The following is a 19157-nucleotide window of genomic DNA, read 5'->3' as shown; positions in this document are numbered from 1 at the left end:
GTGATGGAGACAGTTCCAGACAGAATGCCGTCGATGCCAGGCACCACCCGGTGCCTGGCATCGTCGCGCCAGGATCCGTCTGCGATCCGGTTGGTTCGATCGGGTCGTAGATTCCATGCGTGGTTCAGATGGCCCCGGTCCAGCGATTCCTGCTCGTGTCCATGTTCGAGCGTCGCAGCCGCCGGACGCGAGTGGCCCTGTTCGCCGTCGTGGGGTCGATCGGTGCGCTGTTCGTCCTCCGGGGTCTGGCCGCGGTGCTGCTCGATCGTTGGTGGTTCGACACCGTCACCGACGCATCGGTGTGGCGCACGAACCTGATCGCCAAGGCCCAGCTCGGCGTCGGAGTCGGGGTGGTGACCGCCGCGCTCGTCGGCTCCACGGTGTGGTTCGTCCTCCGCGTCGCACGGCTCGATCGCGCGACGCCCGCCCGGATCATCGTGCGCTACCACGAGCGGATGGGGCCCGCTCACCGCTGGCTCCTCGTCGGAATCGCCGTCTACCTCACCTGGCACATCGCCACCTCGGCCACCGATCAGTGGCAACTCTGGCTCCTGTTCCGTCATGGCGAGGAGCTGGGACGATCGGCGCCGGTCGACGGTCGCGACCTCGGGTTCCACCTGTTCCAGCTCCCGTTCCTGCGGGGTGCCAGTTCGTTCCTGCGCCAACTGAGCGCCTTCACCCTGCTGCTCGCGGTGTTCGGGCACGTCGCGTCGGGAGCCCTCCGATTCCCGGGCGACCCGGTCCGGTCGTCGCGACGTGCGATCGCCCACGTCGGATCGCTCGCGGCCTTCGTCTGCTTCCTCCAGGTGCTGCACGACCTGTTCGTGGCCCGTCCGTCGATCGCGACGAATCGGGTGGGAACGTTCGACGGGCCGGGCTTCACCGAGGCGAACATCACGCGACCTGGACTGATCCTGTCGGCGCTGTTCACGCTCGGCGTGGGGATGACGGCGGTGTGGATGGGCCGCACGGGCCGGTGGCGTCCGGTGCTGGCCGCTCTCGGCGTCGCGGCCCTCGTGCACGCTGCTGTCGTGGTGGTCGTGCCGTCGTTGACCGAACGTTTCGTCGTCGCACCGGCCGAAGCCGACCGTCAGCTCTGGTCGATCGAGAACAACCTGCTGGCGACACGGGAGGCCTTCGACCTGGACGAGGTGTCGACCGAATCGGTCGACCTCGGATCGCTGGTCGCGTCCGACGCGAACAGCGCCGACATCTCCCGCGTCCCGCTGTTCGAGACCTCGATGATGGCTCCCACCCTCCAGGTCCTCGCGGGGACGACGGGCACACGGGTCACCGACGTGGACCTCGATCGATACGAGGTGGACGGCGAGAACCGACCGGTCTTCGTCGCGGCACGATCGGCGCGACGCAGCGAAGTACCCGAATCCGGATGGGTGCAGGAGCACCTCGTCTACACCCACGGCGACGGAGTGATCGCGGTCCCTGCCGACCGGACCGACGGCGACGGTCGCCCGGACGTGGCATCTCTCGACGGGACGTTCGGCGTCGACCACCTGCCGCTCTACTTCGGCGAGCAGCTCGACGGTTGGTATGCCGTGGTCGGCACGCGTCGGGTGCAGCAGGGCGGCGCCGAGTTCGACGGGGCGGGCATCGCGATGGATTCGTTCGTCCGTCGAGCGGCCCTCGCCCTCACCGTCGGTGAGTCCCAGCCACTGCTGACCAGCGAGTTCACGGCGGACTCCCAGCTGCTGTACCGGCGTTCGGTGCGCGAGCGGGTGGGTGCACTGGCGCCGTTCCTCGATCTCGACGGCGACCCGTACCCGATCATCTCCGACGGTCGGGTCACCTGGGTGATCGACGGATACACGACGTCGGGCTCGTTCCCTGCGGCGCAGTTCGTCACGGTGACGGGCGTCCCCGAGTCGAGCGACCTCGCCGGACGCGAGATCAACTACCTGCATGCCGCCGTGAAGGCGACCGTCGACGCCGAGACGGGCGAGACGCACCTGTACCGGGTCGCCGACGAGGACCCGTTCCTCGACGTGTGGGACCGCGTGTATCCCGGGCTGCTCGAGCCGGTCGACGACTTCCCCGAGTCGCTGCGCCCGCAGGTGCGGTACCCCGACGACCTGTGGACGGTGCAGTCGACGCTGATCGGGCGGTATCACGTGGACACGGCCGAGGAACTCTTCAACGGCACCGGCCGGTGGGCGATCAGCGCGGCGCCGGCGATCTCGGTCGGCGAGCCGACGACCGCTGCGGCGCCGCCGGTCGACATGTTCACGCCGCTCGAGGGCGCTGCGGACGGGTTCGCCGCCCTGCGCCCACTGGGGCCGGGTTCGGGGTCGAACCCGTCGACGACGCGCGACGAACTCGCCGCGATCGCGGTGGCGCAGCACGGGCTGTTCGGTGGCATCACCCTCGTCGAACCGGATCTCGACGGTGGCCTGCCGTTGCTCAGCCCTCAGGTCGCGCAGAGTGCGATCGACGCCGACCCCGAGTTCGCCCGGGTGATCACGCTGCTCAACGCGAACGGGTCCAAGGTGCAGTTCGGACCGATGTCGCCGTTGATCACCGAGAGTGGCCTGGTGTGGACCCGTTCGATCATCGTGTCGGGGACGGGTTCGTCGGCGGCACCGAGGTTGTTCGGCGTGGCGGCGGTGTCTGACGGTCGTGTCGTGGTGCGTGCCGATGCCGTGACCGCCGTCCAGGCGATCGCCGACCCCGCCGCGCCGAGCGTCGACACCGACCTGGACCCCGGCGGTTGAGCCGATCGTCGGTGAGCTGATCGACAGCCGCTCGGGTGCCGGTCGAGTCAGGACGTCAGGTGCGTACGACGGGGCCTTCGTCGGCGGAGTACGCCTCGATGATCTCGTCGATCGGTCCGTCGGCTCGCAGCACGCCCTGTTCGAGCCAGATCCCTCGTTCGCACCGGTCCTTGAGTTCGCCGAGGCTGTGACTCACGAGCAGCAGGGTGCCGGCGGAACCGAGGAGGGCGTCGAGGCGTTCGGCCGACTTCTCGCGGAAGCGGCGGTCGCCGGTGCTGAGTGCCTCGTCGATCATCAGGATGCGTGGCGAGATCGAGGTGGCGATACCGAAGTGGAGCCGTGCGCGCATTCCCGACGAGTAGGTCTTGAGCGGCCGGTCGATCGCCTCGCCGAGTTCGGTGAAGTCGATGATCTCGTCGATCTCGTGATCCAGCTGGTCCGTCGACATGCCGAGTGCGAGGCAGCCGAGACGGATGTTGCGACGTCCCGTGGCCGAGGGGATCAGCGTGGCGCCGACGCCCATCAGTTTCGGTTCCTCGCTCACGAGGATCTCGCCGGAGACGGGGGTCAGCAGACCGGCCATCGCTGCGAGCAGTGTGGACTTGCCCGATCCGTTCGAGCCGAGGATGCCGACCGACTCGCCTTCGCGGATGTCGAACGACACCCCTTTCACGGCGTGGACGACCTTGCGGCCGACACCGCTGCGCGTGGCGAAACGTTGGCGCAGCGCAGCGCGACGCTCGTCGAACAGTTCGTATTCGACGTGGACGTCGCTGACCCGCACGGACAACGGCGTGGTCTGCTCACGCACGTCCATACGCCAACTCCTTGACGCGGAAGAACCGGAATCCGAACACGAGGACGAGCGCGGTGAGTGCAATGAACTCTGCGACACGCCAGAGGCTCACGGGCTCTCCGAGGAACACCCAGCGGTACAGGTCGAGGATCTGGACCATGGGGTTGAGCGAGACGATGCGCGAGATCAGCCCGGGTGCTTCCGCGTCGTCGATGTACTGACGGACCGGGAACATCACACCCGACACGTACATCAGCAGACGGAACACGAACGGGATCAGTTGCTGGACGTCGCGGTAACTGTCGTTGAGACGCGCTGCGATCATCGCCAGCCCGAGGTTGAACACCGTGTGGACGGCGAGGATGATGGGCAGGGCGAGGACCCGCTGGGTGATGCCCTCGCCCGTGAGGATCGCCACGACGAACAGCACCGCGAGTTCGAAGCCGAAGGTGACGAGACGGCCGAACACGGCCGAGACCGGCAGGAGCGCGCGTGGGAAGCGCATCGAGCGCATCAGTCCGATGTTGCTCGTGATCGCAGTCGCCCCGGCGAGCACGGACCGGTTGGTCAGACCGAACGTGAACACGCCGATCATCAGCCACAGGACGTAGTTCTCGATGCCGCCGCGAGCATCGAGGAACACGGCGAAGACGAGGTAGTACACGCCGACGGACAGCATCGGGTTGACCAGGTGCCACACGTTCCCGAGCAGGGTGTCCTGGTGGGAGGTGCGGATCTCCTCGAGCGGCATCGCGCTGGCGAACGAGCGTCGGTCCCACATCTGGGTGAGGTAGTCGGCAGCCGAGACGTGGGCGTGCATCGGGCGCAGATGGGCGGCCTCGTCGACCTCGGTCGTGTCAGGTCGGGCGTCGTACCCGTCCGACGGCTGCTCGGGCGACGTGCCGTCGGAGCCGGTGGTCGGTGTCGTACTCAACTCCACGACGATATCGCTCCGCATGCGTTGGGGGAGCCGCCACCGGCACGGGTACTCTGACGTCGTGATGGATCACCACCCGAAGTTCGAGGGATTCCGCTTCATCGGCGACAAGCGAACGCAGTTGGTCTACGACCTCACGACGTGGGACGACGACGACGTGATCAACGAGATCGCGAGCGAGGGTGTCGGGCTCGGATTCGGCCCCGATTCGCTCGCCGAGGCCCGCAACCGCGGGTACACCCTGGCCACGCCCGGCAAGCGCCGCCGCCACCTCAAGCCCCGCTCCTGAGGCGGAGTGGACTCGGATCGATCAGGACCTCGACGATGCCCGGGATGGACTCCACGTTCGAATCGAACGGATTCGAACTGGCGTGTCACATCGGGCGACCTCCGGGCGACGTGCAGCGCGGCCCCGGGGTCATCATGTGTCACGGCTTCCCGATCGGACAGCTCGACGCGGAGCGGTCGGGTGGCACGTTCCCGCAGTTGATGGATCGTGCGGCGAGCACGCTCGGTTGCGTGACCATGACGTTCAACTTCCGTGGTTGCGGAACGAGCAAGGGCGATTTCTCGCTGCAGGCGTGGGTCGACGATCTGCGTCACGCGATCTCCCATCTGATGACCGTCAGCGAGCCCGACGGCGTGATCCTGCTCGGCACGAACACGGGCGGGTCGATCGCCGTGTGTGTGGGTGCCGACGACCCGCGGGTGACGGCCCTCGGGCTGCTCAGCCCGCGCGCCGACTTCGACGACTGGGCGCAGCATCCCCGACGTCTGCTCGAACACGCTCGGGAGATCGGCGCGATCCGTGACCGCAGCTTCCCGCCGTCGGTCGACGAGTGGGCTCGTGAGTTCCGCCGGTTCCGCCCGGTCGCGGCCGCCCGCAAGTTCGCGCCGCGGCCGATGCTCGTGATGCACGGCGACGAGGACGACAGCGTCCCGGTGTCCGACGCACGCCAACTCGTCAACGCTCACGGCGACGCCGAACTGAGCCTGCTCACCGGAGCGGGTCACCGGCTGCGCCACGACCCGCGTGCCGTGGCAATCCTGCTCGGCTGGCTCGACCGGATGCGTTCGCTCCAGCATCACCCGAGCGCCGCCACGTCCTGAGTCCCGCTACGCCCGGGGTGCCGCACGTCAGTCCACCGGCCGTGGACATCGAAAACGTCGCCCCATCGGTGAAAACGTCGAGGCGTGTGGTGCGGAACGAGGGGGGATCAGATCGACTCTCGACTCCACGGAGCGATCCGAACCGTGCGTCGGGGAGTCGGCGAACGCAGAGGGCGGGACGACGTCACCGACCGATGAGGCGACGCGTCCGGCCGTAGAGGTCGCGAGCACGATCGAGGAGAGGTTGGGCGACGACGTTCTCGGGATCGGGCAGGACGGACGTGTTGCGATCGGCGGTACACCTCGACACGGCCTCCTCCCAGGCCTCGACCGATGCTCGGAACGCAGGAGGTAAAGGCGTTGCGGCGAACAACCAGTCGCCGGCCGCACCCGTTTCGTCCCCCGTGATCCTGGCGGCCGGCTGCCAATCGGAGTAGGTGGAGCAGTGGTAGTAGGAGTAGCCGAGACCATCCATGGCCGCCATCATCTCCTCGCCGTGATCGTGGCCGCGCCGGTTGAGGACCTCGACGATCAGCAGCGGGCGGTGCTCGTCGAGTGTGCGTCGTGCGCCAGCGAGGATCTCGGGCTCGAACGTCTCGGCATCGATCTTGACGACGTCGGGAACCAGCGACGTCCGTTGCACGAACGAGTCGAGCGGCTCGACCTCGACGTCCACAGTGCCGACGTTCTTCTTGAATCCTTCGACGAGCGAGTTGCTCGAGTCCGACGTCGCCGACAGGTAGAGCCGGGCGGTCCCGGGCTCGCGGCCGAGCGCGATCTCCTCGAGCCTCGCGCCGGTGTGGTTGATGCGAGCGATCTTCGCAGCGATCAGTGCGGTGGTGGGGGTCGGTTCGAATGCGACGACGTGCGCCGGATCGAAGAGGGTGGCGCACAGCGACGAGTACAGCCCGATGTTCGCGCCGACGTCGAAGAACGTGAAGCCGGGGGTCTGCATTTCGAGTGCAGCGAGGATGGCCGCCATGGTCGGTGGTTCGTACCCCGCGAGGCCGTCCCGCCGGAGGGCCCGTTGGACAGCGGAGGACTTGCCGTCGACGATGTTCAGGAAGCGTTCGGGCCCGTCACGGTTCGGTCGCGACGGGAGCGGGGTGTAGTACGCCACGGGTGGAGACTATGCCTCGAACGGCGTCTTCGGAGTGAACATCGACTTGAGGAAGTCGTTCCTCAGACGCAGGTCGCAAGTGAAACGCCGACGAACGCTGACGAGCGAACGACCGTGAGTTGCCCGGCCCATCGGCTTCCGACCACCTGCGTGGTCCTCGAGATGACGGTCGACATCGACGCGGGGTGGGCGACACCGAAGCGTGACATCGCGAGTGGGATCGGCGTGTCGCACAACTGGAGCTGCATGTGGCTTTCGTCGTGGTGAGCGGTGGTGCGCAGACTTGTGATCGTTCGCCTTCAGATTGTGGCTGCGCAACCCGGATGCGGTCCCGGGATCGAGCCTCTGGTCCGGGTTCGAGGGAGTCGAACCGGAGCTCGAGTGGTTCTCGGATCCCCGAAATTCCCCACCGAGGTGAACGCCGGATGTCGGCAGCGTGTATCGGCAATGACAACTCGCCGATCGGCTTGTTCTCGCGACGCTTGCGCATGAAGATCGTCCCGTGGAAGCCCTCGGATCGTGGATTCAGCCGTGACGCTGGTCGAAGAAGCGCTCGCCGTGGCGCGGCCGGCCGCCGACGTTCGGTTTGGCCGTGGGCTGGACGCATCACCCATCTCCTGCTCGGTGACCCGCCGTCCGGTGGACGAATGTCTGACACCGGTGACCGCGTCGACGAAGGCGGGCATCGTGGCCATCTGCCTTCACGACGCCACCGTGGGCTCCCTCGCCGACGCGATGGAGGAGTGGCGACCGCGAGCGGAGTTGCGGAGTGCGGACAGCACCCGCCACTTTGCCTCACTTCGTGCCACCGACCGCTTTCTGCGACATCACGACGGTGGTGAGGTGTGGCTTCGCCACGGCACCATGATCTGCAGCGAAGAGGTCGGACGCCACCTTTCGTTCATGAGCGAAGCGCCCGCTGGTTGGACCGACGAGTTCCTCGATGCGGCGAGCGCCGCCGTTGCGGGCGTGCACGCTGATGTGTGGCGGCTCCTGACGCTTCCGATGTCGGTCGCATGTCGAGCGGTCGTCCGATGTGACGAACGGGGTGCGGAACTCGCCGCCGCACTCGTCGCTCCTTGGTCCGCTCGCTGCGGCCCGATGAAGAGGGCGAGCGCCGTATGCCGACTGTTGATTGGTCGCCCCGGACTCGTACTCGCCTCGCTGATGCGCCGACCCCCGACTCGATAGCCGCTACGGAAGCGTCAGCGTCGTTGCGACGCTCACTGGGCGACCTTGTATCGTCGCTCCGTGCGCAAGTCGATGATCGCGATCCTCGCCCGGTTCGGAGGCCTGGATCAGTACTTCATTGCGCGCAGGCGACTTCGTCATGCTCTCCGACACCTCCGTTCTCGCTGGACTCGACGACGGTTCGTGCGTGTCGTTCCGACGGCTCCAGACAAATTCAGAGCCGTGTACGCGAATCGGAGATGGTGGATTGCCCGGGTTGTCGACGCCGTTCGGGTCGACGCCGTTCGGGATGCGAACTTCGAAAATCTCGTCAGGATCTGTGCCGAAGCCGACCTCGACTACTTCGTCGTCCCGACCGGATCCGTGTTCCGCACTGCGATCGGGGTTCCGTCGAATCAGCGTGAACGAGCCGTCCAGGCGCTCGCCGAAACCAAGCACGACAGGAACTTCTACGCGTTTGCCGAGAACGAGTCCTTCGGGTTTCGCCCGTTCGTGGACTTGGACCATCGCCGGTGGTGCGAGCTCGCGATGACCCTTCGGGTCATCGAAACGTACTCTGTCGTGGCGAGTCGGGACGGTACGGGATTCATCGGGCGGGAACATCGTTGCGAACTCCAGTTCTGGACGTCGTCCGATGCCGAAGTCACAGCGGACGCCGAATCGCTCGTGACCGAACCGCGGTCGACGTCTGGACTTCCCAGCGTGATCCGTGCTCCACGTCCCAATCCCTGCATTCGCTCGATGCGGCCGTCGCGCGCATTCGAAGACTCGGTGTGCGTCAACGGACGTGAGCATCCCACGGCACCGGAATTCCAATGGTACCTCGATGGTGAATCGTGCCCCTTCGTCATCGATGTCGTCTACACATGGGTCGACAGCGGTGATCCGGTTTGGCGGAAGCGGCGCAACGAGGCGGCCGGAGCCGCTGGTGTCGTGAGTGCCGACGGGTCGACCGAAGAACGATTCCGCACGTTCGACGAACTGCGTTACTCGCTGCGCTCCGTTCGGCAGTACGTCCCATACGTCAGGAAGATCTTCATCGTCACGGATCGTCAGGTCCCTCCGTGGCTCGATTCGGGCCACGGTCAGATCGAGATCGTCGATCATCGCGACATCTTCGACGACCTGTCCGATCTTCCGACGTTCAACTCCCATGCGATCGAATCGCAGTTGCATCACATCGACGGTTTGGCGGAGCACTATCTCTACGTGAATGACGATGTCTTCTTCGGGCGCCTGTCGGACTGGCACACCTACTTCGAACGTTCGGGCCATTCGAAGTTCTTCGAGTCGAAGGCGGGCTTTGAGGCGGGCGAACCATCTCCGTTCGGCACGTCGGTGGACAACGCCGGCAAGAACCTGCAACGGGAACTCTTTCGCGAGACGGGATGGGCTCCGTCGAAGAAGCTCAAACACACGCCGCATCCTCAGCAACGGTCACTGATGTTCGAGATCGAGAAGCGCTTCGGCGATGCGTACATCGCAACGAAGCGCGCTCGATTTCGATCGACGACCGACATCTCGTTTGCTGCGGCACTCCACCATCGGTATGGGCAGACGCTGGGGAGAGCCTGGCCAGGTTCGATCCGCTATCAGTATCTGAACTTGGCGGAGCACAACCTCGTCGATCGCCTCGAGATACTTCTGGGCACGCCGTTCGACACTTTGTGTCTGAACGACGGAGCGATGGATGCCCACACGTTTCCCGCAGCGCAGGCGTCGGTCCGTGAGTTTCTCGCAGCCCGATTCCCGTACCGGGCGCCCTGGGAGGTCGATCGTGAAAGCTGAGGACGCCCGGGCCGAGCCGGACGAGCGTCAGCGGTCGTCGTTGAGCTGGCTCTTGTGCCAGGCGTATGCCGAGTCCACGATCGCCGCCAGGTCGTGCTGGGCTTTCCAACCGAGTGTCTTCTCGGCGAACGCAGGGTCTGCATAGGTCGAGACCGGGTCGCCGGCTCGGCGCGGCGCGATGTCGTAGGGCACCTGCTCGCCGGCCGCTCGGGCGGTTTCGTCGAGCACGTCGAGCACGGAGGACCCGACACCGGTTCCGACGTTCACGGCAACGGTGTCGCCGCCGGTCCCCAGGTACTCGAGTGCCTTGACGTGTGCGTCGGCGAGGTCCGCGACGTGGATGTAGTCGCGGATGCAGGTGCCGTCGGGAGTGTCGTAGTCGGTCCCGAAGACCTTCAACCGACGATCGCGCAGCAGGAGGGCCTTCATCGCGAGCGGCACGAGGTTCTGCGAATGGGTCCAGTCCTCCCCGATGCGACCGTCGAAGCTGGCGCCGGCGGCGTTGAAGTAGCGCAGACTGACCGAGCGCAGATCGCTGGTCTGGCCGTACCAGTGGAGGATCCGCTCGACCATCGCCTTGGACTCGGCGTAGACGGACTCGGGTCGGATCGGTGCGGTCTCGGTGACCGGCACGACCTCGGGGGTGCCGTTGACGGAGCACGAGGACGAGAACACGACGTGGTTCACCCCGGAGGCGAGGCACGCCTCGATCAGTTCGACCGAACCGGCGACGTTGTTGCGCCAGTACTTCGATGGGGTCTCCATCGACTCGCCCACCGCCTTGTACGCAGCGAAGTGGACGAGTTGGGTGACACCATGTTCGTTGCACGTGGCGGTGACGAGGTCGTTGTCACGGATGTCCCCGACGACGATCGGCGCGTCGACGACCGCCTCGCGGCGTCCGAGTTCGAGTGAGTCGTAGACGACCACGTCACGCCCGGCAGCGCGGAGCGCTCGAACGGTGTGCGACCCAATGTATCCGGCGCCTCCCGTCACGAGAACGGTGCCGTCCAATGTCTGCGTCATAATTGCGGAACCTAGCTGATCCGGTTCGCCGAGCGGTTGGCACACGGCTCGTCGGGTCGATCGGGTGTTTGCCGCGATAGGTTCGGCGATGCCATCGACCAAGCCAGAACGGTCCGTCCGTCTCGTCGTACGGTGTTTCGCAAGTTGGTCTGATCAATCGAGGTTTGCTGAAATGTCCCAACTTCCCGTTCGCCTCGGTGTCGTCGGGACTGGCTATGTCGGCCTCACCACTGGTGCCTGTTTCGCTCACCTAGGCCACCAGGTTGTGTGCGGCGACGTCGACCAGCGCAAGATTGACCTGCTAACGAACGGCCGCATCCCGATCGTCGAGGATGGTCTCGAAAAGATCGTTCACGAGTCGGTCGCGGCGGGTCGACTCGAGTTCGTCCTTGGTTCCCAGGCGGCAGCAGCCGATGCCGACATCGTGTTCCTGTGCGTGCCGACGCCCCAGGGTGACGATGGCAGTGCCGATCTGTCCTACATCGAGCAGGCAGCCAGCGAGATCGCCCCCGTCCTGAAGCCGGGTGCGGTCGTGGTCAACAAGTCGACGGTTCCTGTCGGATCCACCCGTGCGGTCGAGCGGGTGCTGCAGCGCGACGACGTGTTTGTCGTCTCGAACCCCGAGTTCCTCCGCGAGGGCACGGCGGTCAACGACTTCCTGCAGCCCGATCGTGTGGTCGTCGGTGCTGCGAACCGGGAAGCGGCAGCACAGGTCGCCGACCTCTACGCCGAGATCGAAACCAAGGTGATCATCACCGACCCGGCGTCGGCCGAGACGATCAAGTACGCGGCGAATGGGTACCTTGCGATGAAGATCAGCTTCGTCAACGCCGTTGCGGCGATGTGTGAACATGTCGGGGCCGACGTTGCCGCTGTCGTCGAGGGGATCGGTTCCGACACCCGTATTGGCCGTCGGTTCCTCAACCCAGGCCCTGGTTGGGGTGGCTCGTGCTTCCCGAAGGACAGCCGAGCTCTCGTGAAGATCGCCGAAGATCACGGCTACGACTTCTCGATGATGCGCGGTGTGATTTCGGTGAACGACGAGCAGCGGCGGCGCATGGTCGACAAAGTCGCTCGAGCCGTCGGTCGCCATCAGTCCGACCTGTCGGGCATGAGGGTCGGAGCGCTCGGACTGACGTTCAAGGCCGGCACCGACGACCTACGCGAATCGCCTGCTGTCGCGATCATCGGCGAGTTGCGCAAGGTCGGGGCGCACGTCAAGGCCTTCGATCCGACGACGACCCGGGAACTGGCGCCCCATAGGGCGAAGATGCTCCACGGGATCGAACTGGTGGGTGATCCGATGGAGGTCGCCGACGGCGTTGACGTCGTGTGTGTCTTCACGGAGTGGTCCGAGTTCGCTCAAATCGACCTCGACGAGCTGGCAGCACGTGTTGGCAAGGGCACCACCATCGTTGATGCCCGCAACCTGTTCGACCCCGACGCCGTGAAAGATGCGGGCTTGCGTTACGACGGCGTCGGGCGACGCTGATGCGTGTCGTCGTCGCCGGCGGGGCCGGATTCCTAGGGTCGCATCTGTGTGATGCGTTGATTGTGCGTGGTGACCGCGTGGTGTGCGTCGACAACTATCTCACGGGCCGGTCGGCCAACGTCGACCATCTGCTCGACCACGAATCGTTCGAGGTACTCGAAGCCGACATCTGCAACGGTGTGGAGGTCGACGGCCCGGTCGACGCAGTGATGAACCTGGCAAGTCCGGCATCACCGAAGGACTACTACCGGTTGCCGATCGAGACTCTCGACGTCGGCAGCATCGGCACCCGCAACCTCCTCGAACTCGCACGGGCACGGGATGCGCGGTTCTTCATGGCCTCCACGAGTGAGGTGTACGGAGATCCCTCCATCCACCCGCAGACGGAGGAGTACTGGGGCAATGTGAACCCAATCGGTCTTCGCAGCATGTACGACGAAGCAAAGCGATTCTCCGAAGCGTTGACGTTTGCGTACCACCGTCGACACGGCGTCGCGATCCGCGTCGTTCGGATCTTCAACACCTACGGACCCCGGATGCAGCCTGACGACGGACGCGTAGTGTCGAACTTCATCACTCAGGCGCTTCGAGGTGAGGCGCTGACGATCTATGGTGACGGGTCCCAGACGCGGAGCTTCTGTTACGTCGAGGACGAAGTCCGCGGTTTCCTTGCGCTGCTGGATAGTGGTCAGTCGGGCCCGATCAACATCGGCAATCCGGGGGAGTTCACGATGCTCGAACTCGCCGACCTCGTGAACGAGCTCACCGGAAACACGGCCGGAATCGTGTTCGAGCCGCTGCCATCAGACGACCCCAAGCAGCGCAAGCCCGACATCTCCCTCGCCGAAGATCTGCTGGGCTGGAGCCCGGTGATCGACCTGCGAACCGGGCTGGAACGCACGATCGCAAGCTTCGTCGCCGTGCTCGGAGTCTGACCTCGCTGGTCAAGTTCACTCCAAGTGGCCGAAATCTGCTCGTCGATGTCAACTCCAGGTGAGTACGAAGCGTGTTTTGCTTTGAGCTCGCTCCGCTCGATACTTCGTCGCTGCTGGACGCTTACCGTCCTCGGGGCGCACTCATCGGTGCCACGAACATCAAGCAGAGGGATCGTGGCGGCGGCAGCGGCGCTCAGCTCCTCGCGGAGCCTCGACCTACCGACCTGACGACCTCTGTTCCGATGGCGGCCGACGGGTCCAGGGGAGCATCTTCCGGACCTGTGCCAGCGGTTTCACGATGCGGTGTCCGAGCCGGAACGACGCGCTTGCACGAAGCTCTTCGTTCTCCCTCTCGATCCGAAGGATACGGCCGCTCGTATTCGCCAGGTGTCGTTCCGCAGTCGCCGTCTGCTGTCGAGAATCTTTAAGCTGTTGGTTCAGGCGGGCCGTGAGCTCTGCAGCCCTCGCCACTTCGATTCTCTCTGTCTTTAGAAGACGCTGCTGGCTTTCCGCTTCTTCCCTGGCGTCCGCGACATCCGCGGCCAAGGACGCAAGTCGTGCCATCGCAGCATCATCTGCGTCTGCCACTTTCGATGCGAGTGCAGTGGCGCGCTGCTGAGCATCGGTTGCGATCCTCAGAGTTTGCAGCAGGCGCGTCTCGAAGTCCGGCTCGAAGTTCGGTTCGACAACGTCCGCCGACGTACGCACCAGTACGGCTCTCAGCCAAAGACCGTCCAGGTCGTCGCGTGTCTCAAATGTTCCGAGCGGAGTTCCTGTCGAGAAATCGGCGGCGGCGATTCCAGCAGATGTGATGGTTGCGATGCTGAGAGCAGGCTGCTTCGAAACCATATTCTCGAAGCTCGACGCACAGAAGAAGTGTAGATGTCCGTCGTTCCGGCGGTGGAGAGATCGAGTCGAGAGCAGCGGTTCGATCTCGTTTGGAACCTCGATTAGAAGCGTGCCACCAGGTTTCAGTGCTAACGCAGCGGAGGCGAGCATCTCGCCCGGATGTGCTGCATGTTCGAGAACATGGGATAGTACGACGAGGTCAAAATATCCGGTCCGTTCGGGCAACTCCTCCCATGTGAGAACTTCGACGCCTTCGACCAGCTCCAGTCTTCTAGAAAGTTCGGCGTCGAGCTCGATGGCAAACCGCTCCACGCCGTGTACGAGCGAGTCCAAGAGCACGCCAGGTCCGGCTCCGATGTCCAGAACCCGGGCGCCGGGACCGTCCGTACCAACGAGGCGCAGTTGTTCGGCGGCGCGACCGCCGAGAAGCGCGAGGTACGAAGTATCAAGATGGTTGGGCCGGGCCAGCCGATATTGATCAGCATAGAATTCATTCAGAAATTGTCCGGGCAGCCATTCTGACGAAACCGAGTCGCAACCGGAGCAGCGCATGATCCGAGTGGGGAAGTCTGGATGGTTTCCAAGGATCTCGACGTCGGAACCACTACAGATCATGCACGACAACATCGCCAAACTCCTAGAAAAATCATCGACGAAATGATAGGGCTTGCGGACTTCGATCATCGATCACTTTCGTCGAAGGTGGAACGTCGCATAGTTAACATTGCTGTTGATCGACTTAATGAATAGAACGTCAAAGCCGGCGCTGTTCGCCAAGTCGTGAAACTCATCAAGCATGTATGAGTTGGCCGTGATGTGACGCTCTTTGTACTCATCTAGTGACTCGATCGGTCGATATTTCGGATTATTGTTGTCGTAGCGGATCTGAATGATGCCGAGCGCCTTCGGAGAGGTGATCGAATAAAGAACTCGAAGGACACTCTCGCCGTAGGCCTTCGAAGGAAAATGTTGGAATACAGCTGTGCTGACAAAAAGATCTATTTCGTCGGCCACCTGGGCGGAAACCTCGGCCGGTGAGTCCTGGACCAAAATCGGGCAAAAGACGTTGTTGTGCCCCTCGCCCTCGATCATGCGGGTGCACTCTTCAAGGTTGCTTGTCGACACATCGACTCCGTAGTATTTGCTCGCTATCGGGGCCAGTGCGAAAAGGTTGGTGCCGCCGCCAGGGCCCCATTCGAGGATGTTCCTTCGGGTGCCGACGATTGACATTGGAATCGATAGGTAACGGTGCATGAGGTCGAAGCCTTGAAGGGTCTGTTTACCGATCGATTGCCACCGTCCGTCGTTTCGCCAACGACCGACTCCTCGCCAATGCGATTGGTCCCGTCGGTACATCTCGTCGTCGCCATCGTTCCATACATCGCGAGCAGCGTGAGTTTGTGAACTCAGATCAGACATTTCGAATCCATTTCTACGAGAGTTGAGATTTGGCCGCATGATGTACGGCCCCTACGATCGTGCGCGAAGGCGCTCTCTAGCTCGCTGCACGCGGCGTCCGGCAGCACGTCGAAGCAGATCCTTGCGGAGGGCCGCGGCCTCCCCGTTGCGCCGGTTGAGTCGATCGGAAACGGTTGCTGCCATGATGGCCATTGTTGAATCGCCCATGAGGGTTGATTCTTGCGCTATGCGGAACCACAATCTCGCCCGCTTACGGTCGCCGAGCGCAGCGAGTCCGAGGTAGCTGAACGCCTCGGCGTTCCTGCCCTGCCTGCGATGGATAGACGCCATCTCGGTAGCCACCAGCCACGACGTCCGGCGCTCCAGAATGATTCGTCCGAGATCCAACGCCAGATCGTCCTCGCCATCCTTGACGAGATTGAGGAATCGTAGGGTCTCGACGCCGGGCGTGGCTGCTGAATCGGCCTCTGAGAAGCCCCGGACCCCGACAGCGCGGGTCGATTGGGATCGCATTGCGACGGACATCCGCTCTCCGAAGGCTTCCACTGAGACAAGGTCGGCGACCTCGGCGTACCCATCTTCGTCTACGTCCTCAGCCAAGACTCGATGAATAGCGTCGAACGCGCTGTCCACAGAGTAGCTCGGGAAGGACTCGTAGCCTCGGATTCCCTCAAGCAGTTCTGCGGACCCCACGTCTTCGAAGGTCACGATGCGTAGCCGCTGCTGAACTGCTTCGATCACACTGAGCGGCTGCGGGTCGTCAATTGAAGACAACAAGAAAACATCAGCGTTGGCCAATTCTTGCTTCACCTGCGGTTGCGGTACTGCGCCAACCCACGCTACTGCCTTGGATCGGTGAGCTCCGTGCATAAGCCCGGGAACTTCGTGCCCGAGCCAACGGAAGTCCCACGGGAGGTTCCGCACTGAAGCCCGCTCGGCCAACCGAGAAAATAGGTCTGCGCCTTTCCGGTTTTGAACGGAGCCGACCATCAGAATAGTTGTCCGTCCGTCGTCTGCCCGGGTTCTACGGACCGGGTGAGCTGGCGTCGTCTCATAGACGAGGAGGCAGTCTCGAGCTCCCAAACCCTTGAGCATCGAAACCTGTCGTTCCGAAACGCACAGGAGACGCAAACGGGGGAGCAGTTCCAAGATTGCTCGATGTCGTGGCCCTCGAGTCATCGCCTCCTTCTGGAAGACAAAATCGGTCTCGTGGGCGTAGAGGGCAACGGTGTGCCCATGGTCGAGGAGTACCCGAACGGTCTCGATCGCACCAGATTGGCGCCAGAGAGCGGCAAAGCTGTTGACGATTACACTTTCGGCGTCGCCGACGATCCGGATGATGCTTCGAGGGTCCCGTAGCGCTCTGAGATCGACGAGTCGTGGGGTTGCGTGGGTCTCTGCAACGAGCCACCTCGCATACGCCAGGATTGAGACCGCCACGCCGGTTGCAGGAGAGAAGTCGTCGCCCAACACGACGAGCCTTTGTGGATGGTCGGTCTCGCGGGTCAGCCGGTCCAAGGCGAGAAGGCGCTTCTGCCCGCGCCCTCCCGCTGCCTTCGCTTCGGCATTCGGGACCACAGACGACTTCCCGTTCATTCGTTCTGCCCCGGCGATCGCTTGGACGATTTCCGCGACTGGGTCCTTGTCCAACGCAATGAAGTGTTCAATCGGTTGCCCTGCCGAGTTGCTCGGAAACTGACCAGTTGTGGCGAAGACAGTGAGTACTTCCTTGAGCTCCTTGACCGTCCTCGTCGAACGGATGAGCGGGTGGTACACGTCTGGAAAGACGACGTTGACCCCGTCCAGACGAAACAGGACGAGTGGAACACCAGCGCGGATCGTGTCGATGTACGACGAGGAAAAGAAGGTAAGCGCGATGTCGTACTCTGCGATCGCAGTCGGGTCGAGTCGAGACGACTCGTCTAGCACCTGAACCTTCCTTTCGGGACCTCTCCACCATTCGAGGTGTCTCGCCGACGAGGACGGATGAGGCTTAATGGTCAGTGACGCGAGACTCCCGAAAGACTCGATGAGCCGCAACATCTGACTCTCGTAGGAGGCTCGAGCGATCTTACTCTGATCCGCCAAAGGCTGATCGAAGAGGAGCAGCTTGACATTCTCGGGCGGTTCGTCAAGTTGATGACGTCCACCGATTCGCCGTGCACTCACAGTGAAATCTGGATCGTCCGATACGTCGAGTGCGCCGCTCACGTTGATACGAGAGTCCAGATGGACGTGGCGCGATCGGATAAAAGACCGCATCGAGGGCCCCCAGACGCATGTCACCTCCGGATTGGAACCACCCCACTCTGCGTTCTGATCGCCGAGACCCATTGACTCCTCGGCGAACCAGAAGTCGAGGTGACCGTCTTGGATGAGAACTCTCGGCAGCAGACCGTCGGCAGCCGCCGTTACGGCGCGACCCCGCCGAGACTGGTCGTTGAACAGCACCAGCCGATCAAACCCGTGCGCGTCGACGAGGTCGCCTAGGACTTCAGCTATGCCCGAGAGACGACCGGTCTCGCCGAGCAGGTCGACGATGTGAGCATCGGCAAAAAGTGCATCGGCCTCAGTCGTCACCCACGTCGGTACATCAGTTCCATCCTTGGTCGTACCGATCGACCACTGATGCGATGCACCGCCATCGGTGATGGCGCGAGCGAGACGCACGTGGTTTCGGTTCTCGCAGAAGATGAGTGAATTCATGTGGTCGATCGACTCCTTGTACGCCGAACCGTGTTGGACCTAGCGACTCAGACGACTGTAGCGACAACTTGCGAAGCCAAAGCCGTTGCTTCACTGCGGCGGTGGATGTGAGGGGGTACCCGGTAGATGGGCCACTCGATTAAGTGCCTGCCGGACCTGAGTTTCCGCGACTGGGTGAGGACGACGGGCGAATGACGAATGACTTCCGAAACCGAAAAGGTCTGCTGCACCATCCGGTGACAGGTGGGGTCTGTTGGGCAGCGGGTGTTGTTGGGGTCGTGATGGTTTCGTATTCGATCGGGGTCAATCGGCCGAGTCGGGGCTGTCGTCGGCGCCGCTGGTAGGTCCGTTCGATCCAGGTCACGATCTCGATCCGCAACTCGTCACGGGTGGTCCCGGTGCGCCGGTTCAGGACGTTCTTCTGGAGGCGCGAGAAGAACGATTCCATCGCGGCGTTGTCGCCGGCTGAGCCGACTTGACCCATCGAGCCGACCATGCCATGACGGGTCAGCGCCTGTTGTGCCTTCCTCGATCGAAATTGGCTGTTCCTGTCGGAGAGCAGGATGCACCCGGCGACGTCGCCACCTCGTCGAGCAACCGCGTTGTCGATCGCGTTCACCGCGAGACGAGCCGTCATGTGTGAGTCGATCGAGGAGCCGATGATGCGGTTCGACCAGACATCTTTGATCGCACACAGGTAGAGCCCGCCCTGCGGGTCCAGTGCTCGGTGATGGCGGTCAGCCACAACACTCGTCAGGACCCGCAGCGGTGAAGTCCCGCTTCACCAAGTCGTCGTGTGCGGGTGTGCCCGGCTTGGACGCCTTTCCCTTCTTCTTGCCGAACACCGACCACCAGGCGTTGTCCCGACAGATCCGCCACACGGTCCGATCGCACACGACGTGACCGGCAGTGCGGACTTCATCGGCGAGGAACCGATACCCGAACTCCGGGTCATCGGCGTGCGCGTCGAAGATCGCGTTGGTCAGATCCGCCTCGTCGAGCAACTCGTCCGAGACCGGCCGGTGGCGCCACCGGTAGTAATCCTGGCGACAGAGCTTC

The 19157-nt window shown here is 63.7% G+C and carries 16 protein-coding genes; 7 read left to right on the top strand and 9 right to left on the bottom strand.

What is annotated here, in order from left to right; genetic code table 11:
- Positions 1-128: 128 nt before the first annotated feature.
- On the top strand, positions 129-2729 hold the full coding sequence (locus tag ABJK40_RS07145; protein ID WP_348481252.1) for a UPF0182 family protein: 2601 nt from the start codon (positions 129-131) through the stop codon (positions 2727-2729).
- A gap of 55 nt (positions 2730-2784) precedes the next feature.
- Here ABJK40_RS07145 and ABJK40_RS07140 read toward each other — a convergent pair whose 3' ends face one another.
- Positions 2785-3546: an ABC transporter ATP-binding protein gene (locus ABJK40_RS07140; protein WP_348481217.1), complete on the bottom strand. Its 762-nt coding sequence runs from the start codon at positions 3544-3546 to the stop codon at positions 2785-2787.
- Positions 3533-4459 carry an ABC transporter permease gene (locus tag ABJK40_RS07135; protein WP_348481215.1) on the bottom strand — a complete coding sequence of 309 codons (927 nt, stop codon included), beginning with the start codon at positions 4457-4459 and terminating at the stop codon, positions 3533-3535. Before ABJK40_RS07135 ends, ABJK40_RS07140 begins: the two co-directional genes overlap by 14 nt.
- 67 nt (positions 4460-4526) lie before the next feature.
- Between ABJK40_RS07135 and ABJK40_RS07130 the strand changes: the two genes are divergently transcribed.
- Entirely contained in the window at positions 4527-4751 is a 225-nt protein-coding gene (locus ABJK40_RS07130) for a hypothetical protein (RefSeq protein ID WP_348481213.1), read from the top strand.
- A 44-nt stretch (positions 4752-4795) separates the two neighbouring features.
- The gene (locus ABJK40_RS07125; protein ID WP_348481211.1) at positions 4796-5572 is read left to right on the top strand and encodes an alpha/beta hydrolase; all 777 of its coding nucleotides are present in this window, start codon (positions 4796-4798) and stop codon (positions 5570-5572) included.
- 184 nt (positions 5573-5756) lie between these two features.
- On the opposite strand, the gene ABJK40_RS07120 is transcribed toward ABJK40_RS07125, so the two are convergent.
- A complete protein-coding gene (locus ABJK40_RS07120; RefSeq protein ID WP_348481210.1) occupies positions 5757-6692 on the bottom strand; it encodes an FkbM family methyltransferase in 936 nt (311 codons plus the stop codon).
- A 660-nt stretch (positions 6693-7352) separates the two neighbouring features.
- On the opposite strand from ABJK40_RS07120, the gene ABJK40_RS07115 reads away from it, so the two are divergent.
- Both ABJK40_RS07115 and ABJK40_RS07110 read left to right on the top strand, forming a co-directional pair.
- A complete protein-coding gene (locus ABJK40_RS07115) occupies positions 7353-7883 on the top strand; it encodes a hypothetical protein (protein WP_348481208.1) in 531 nt (176 codons plus the stop codon).
- A gap of 72 nt (positions 7884-7955) precedes the next feature.
- A complete protein-coding gene (locus ABJK40_RS07110; protein WP_348481250.1) occupies positions 7956-9671 on the top strand; it encodes a stealth family protein in 1716 nt (571 codons plus the stop codon).
- 27 nt (positions 9672-9698) lie between these two features.
- Here the strand turns inward: ABJK40_RS07110 and galE are convergent, their stop codons facing one another.
- Positions 9699-10697, bottom strand: coding sequence for a UDP-glucose 4-epimerase GalE (galE, locus tag ABJK40_RS07105; protein ID WP_348481206.1), 999 nt, complete (start codon positions 10695-10697; stop codon positions 9699-9701).
- A 172-nt stretch (positions 10698-10869) separates the two neighbouring features.
- On the opposite strand from galE, the gene ABJK40_RS07100 reads away from it, so the two are divergent.
- Together ABJK40_RS07100 and ABJK40_RS07095 are read left to right on the top strand one after the other, a co-directional pair.
- Positions 10870-12189, top strand: coding sequence for a UDP-glucose/GDP-mannose dehydrogenase family protein (locus tag ABJK40_RS07100; protein WP_348481204.1), 1320 nt, complete (start codon positions 10870-10872; stop codon positions 12187-12189).
- Positions 12189-13124: a UDP-glucuronic acid decarboxylase family protein gene (locus tag ABJK40_RS07095; protein ID WP_348481202.1), complete on the top strand. Its 936-nt coding sequence runs from the start codon at positions 12189-12191 to the stop codon at positions 13122-13124. The genes ABJK40_RS07100 and ABJK40_RS07095 overlap by 1 nt, the downstream gene beginning before the upstream one ends.
- 216 nt (positions 13125-13340) lie before the next feature.
- Here the strand turns inward: ABJK40_RS07095 and ABJK40_RS07090 are convergent, their stop codons facing one another.
- The 5 genes from ABJK40_RS07090 to ABJK40_RS07070 form a co-directional block, all read right to left on the bottom strand.
- The gene (locus ABJK40_RS07090; protein ID WP_348481200.1) at positions 13341-14657 is read right to left on the bottom strand and encodes a class I SAM-dependent methyltransferase; all 1317 of its coding nucleotides are present in this window, start codon (positions 14655-14657) and stop codon (positions 13341-13343) included.
- Positions 14658-14660: 3 nt separating this feature from the next.
- On the bottom strand, positions 14661-15392 hold the full coding sequence (locus ABJK40_RS07085) for a class I SAM-dependent methyltransferase (RefSeq protein WP_348481198.1): 732 nt from the start codon (positions 15390-15392) through the stop codon (positions 14661-14663).
- 51 nt (positions 15393-15443) lie between these two features.
- The gene (locus tag ABJK40_RS07080) at positions 15444-18098 is read right to left on the bottom strand and encodes a glycosyltransferase (RefSeq protein ID WP_348481196.1); all 2655 of its coding nucleotides are present in this window, start codon (positions 18096-18098) and stop codon (positions 15444-15446) included.
- Between the two features lie 139 nt (positions 18099-18237).
- A complete protein-coding gene (locus ABJK40_RS07075) occupies positions 18238-18843 on the bottom strand; it encodes a DDE-type integrase/transposase/recombinase (protein ID WP_348481195.1) in 606 nt (201 codons plus the stop codon).
- A partial coding sequence (locus ABJK40_RS07070) for an IS3 family transposase (protein WP_348481193.1) occupies positions 18836-19157 on the bottom strand: 322 nt, incomplete at its 5' end. The genes ABJK40_RS07075 and ABJK40_RS07070, both read right to left, overlap by 8 nt.

It is taken from the genome of Ilumatobacter sp. (genome assembly GCF_039969435.1).
GTDB lineage: Bacteria > Actinomycetota > Acidimicrobiia > Acidimicrobiales > Ilumatobacteraceae > Ilumatobacter_A.
This window is presented reverse-complemented; position numbering and strand designations above follow the sequence as displayed.

Coding starts and splice junctions, on each gene's coding strand:
- ABJK40_RS07145 (WP_348481252.1), top strand. CDS start 129: ATGGCCCCGGTCCAGCGATTCCTGCTCGTGTCCATGTTCGAGCGTCGC.
- ABJK40_RS07140 (WP_348481217.1), bottom strand. CDS start 3,546: ATGGACGTGCGTGAGCAGACCACGCCGTTGTCCGTGCGGGTCAGCGAC.
- ABJK40_RS07130 (WP_348481213.1), top strand. CDS start 4,527: ATGGATCACCACCCGAAGTTCGAGGGATTCCGCTTCATCGGCGACAAG.
- ABJK40_RS07125 (WP_348481211.1), top strand. CDS start 4,796: ATGGACTCCACGTTCGAATCGAACGGATTCGAACTGGCGTGTCACATC.
- ABJK40_RS07110 (WP_348481250.1), top strand. CDS start 7,956: ATGATCGCGATCCTCGCCCGGTTCGGAGGCCTGGATCAGTACTTCATT.
- galE (WP_348481206.1), bottom strand. CDS start 10,697: ATGACGCAGACATTGGACGGCACCGTTCTCGTGACGGGAGGCGCCGGA.
- ABJK40_RS07100 (WP_348481204.1), top strand. CDS start 10,870: ATGTCCCAACTTCCCGTTCGCCTCGGTGTCGTCGGGACTGGCTATGTC.
- ABJK40_RS07095 (WP_348481202.1), top strand. CDS start 12,189: ATGCGTGTCGTCGTCGCCGGCGGGGCCGGATTCCTAGGGTCGCATCTG.
- ABJK40_RS07090 (WP_348481200.1), bottom strand. CDS start 14,657: ATGATCGAAGTCCGCAAGCCCTATCATTTCGTCGATGATTTTTCTAGG.
- ABJK40_RS07085 (WP_348481198.1), bottom strand. CDS start 15,392: ATGTCTGATCTGAGTTCACAAACTCACGCTGCTCGCGATGTATGGAAC.
- ABJK40_RS07080 (WP_348481196.1), bottom strand. CDS start 18,098: ATGAATTCACTCATCTTCTGCGAGAACCGAAACCACGTGCGTCTCGCT.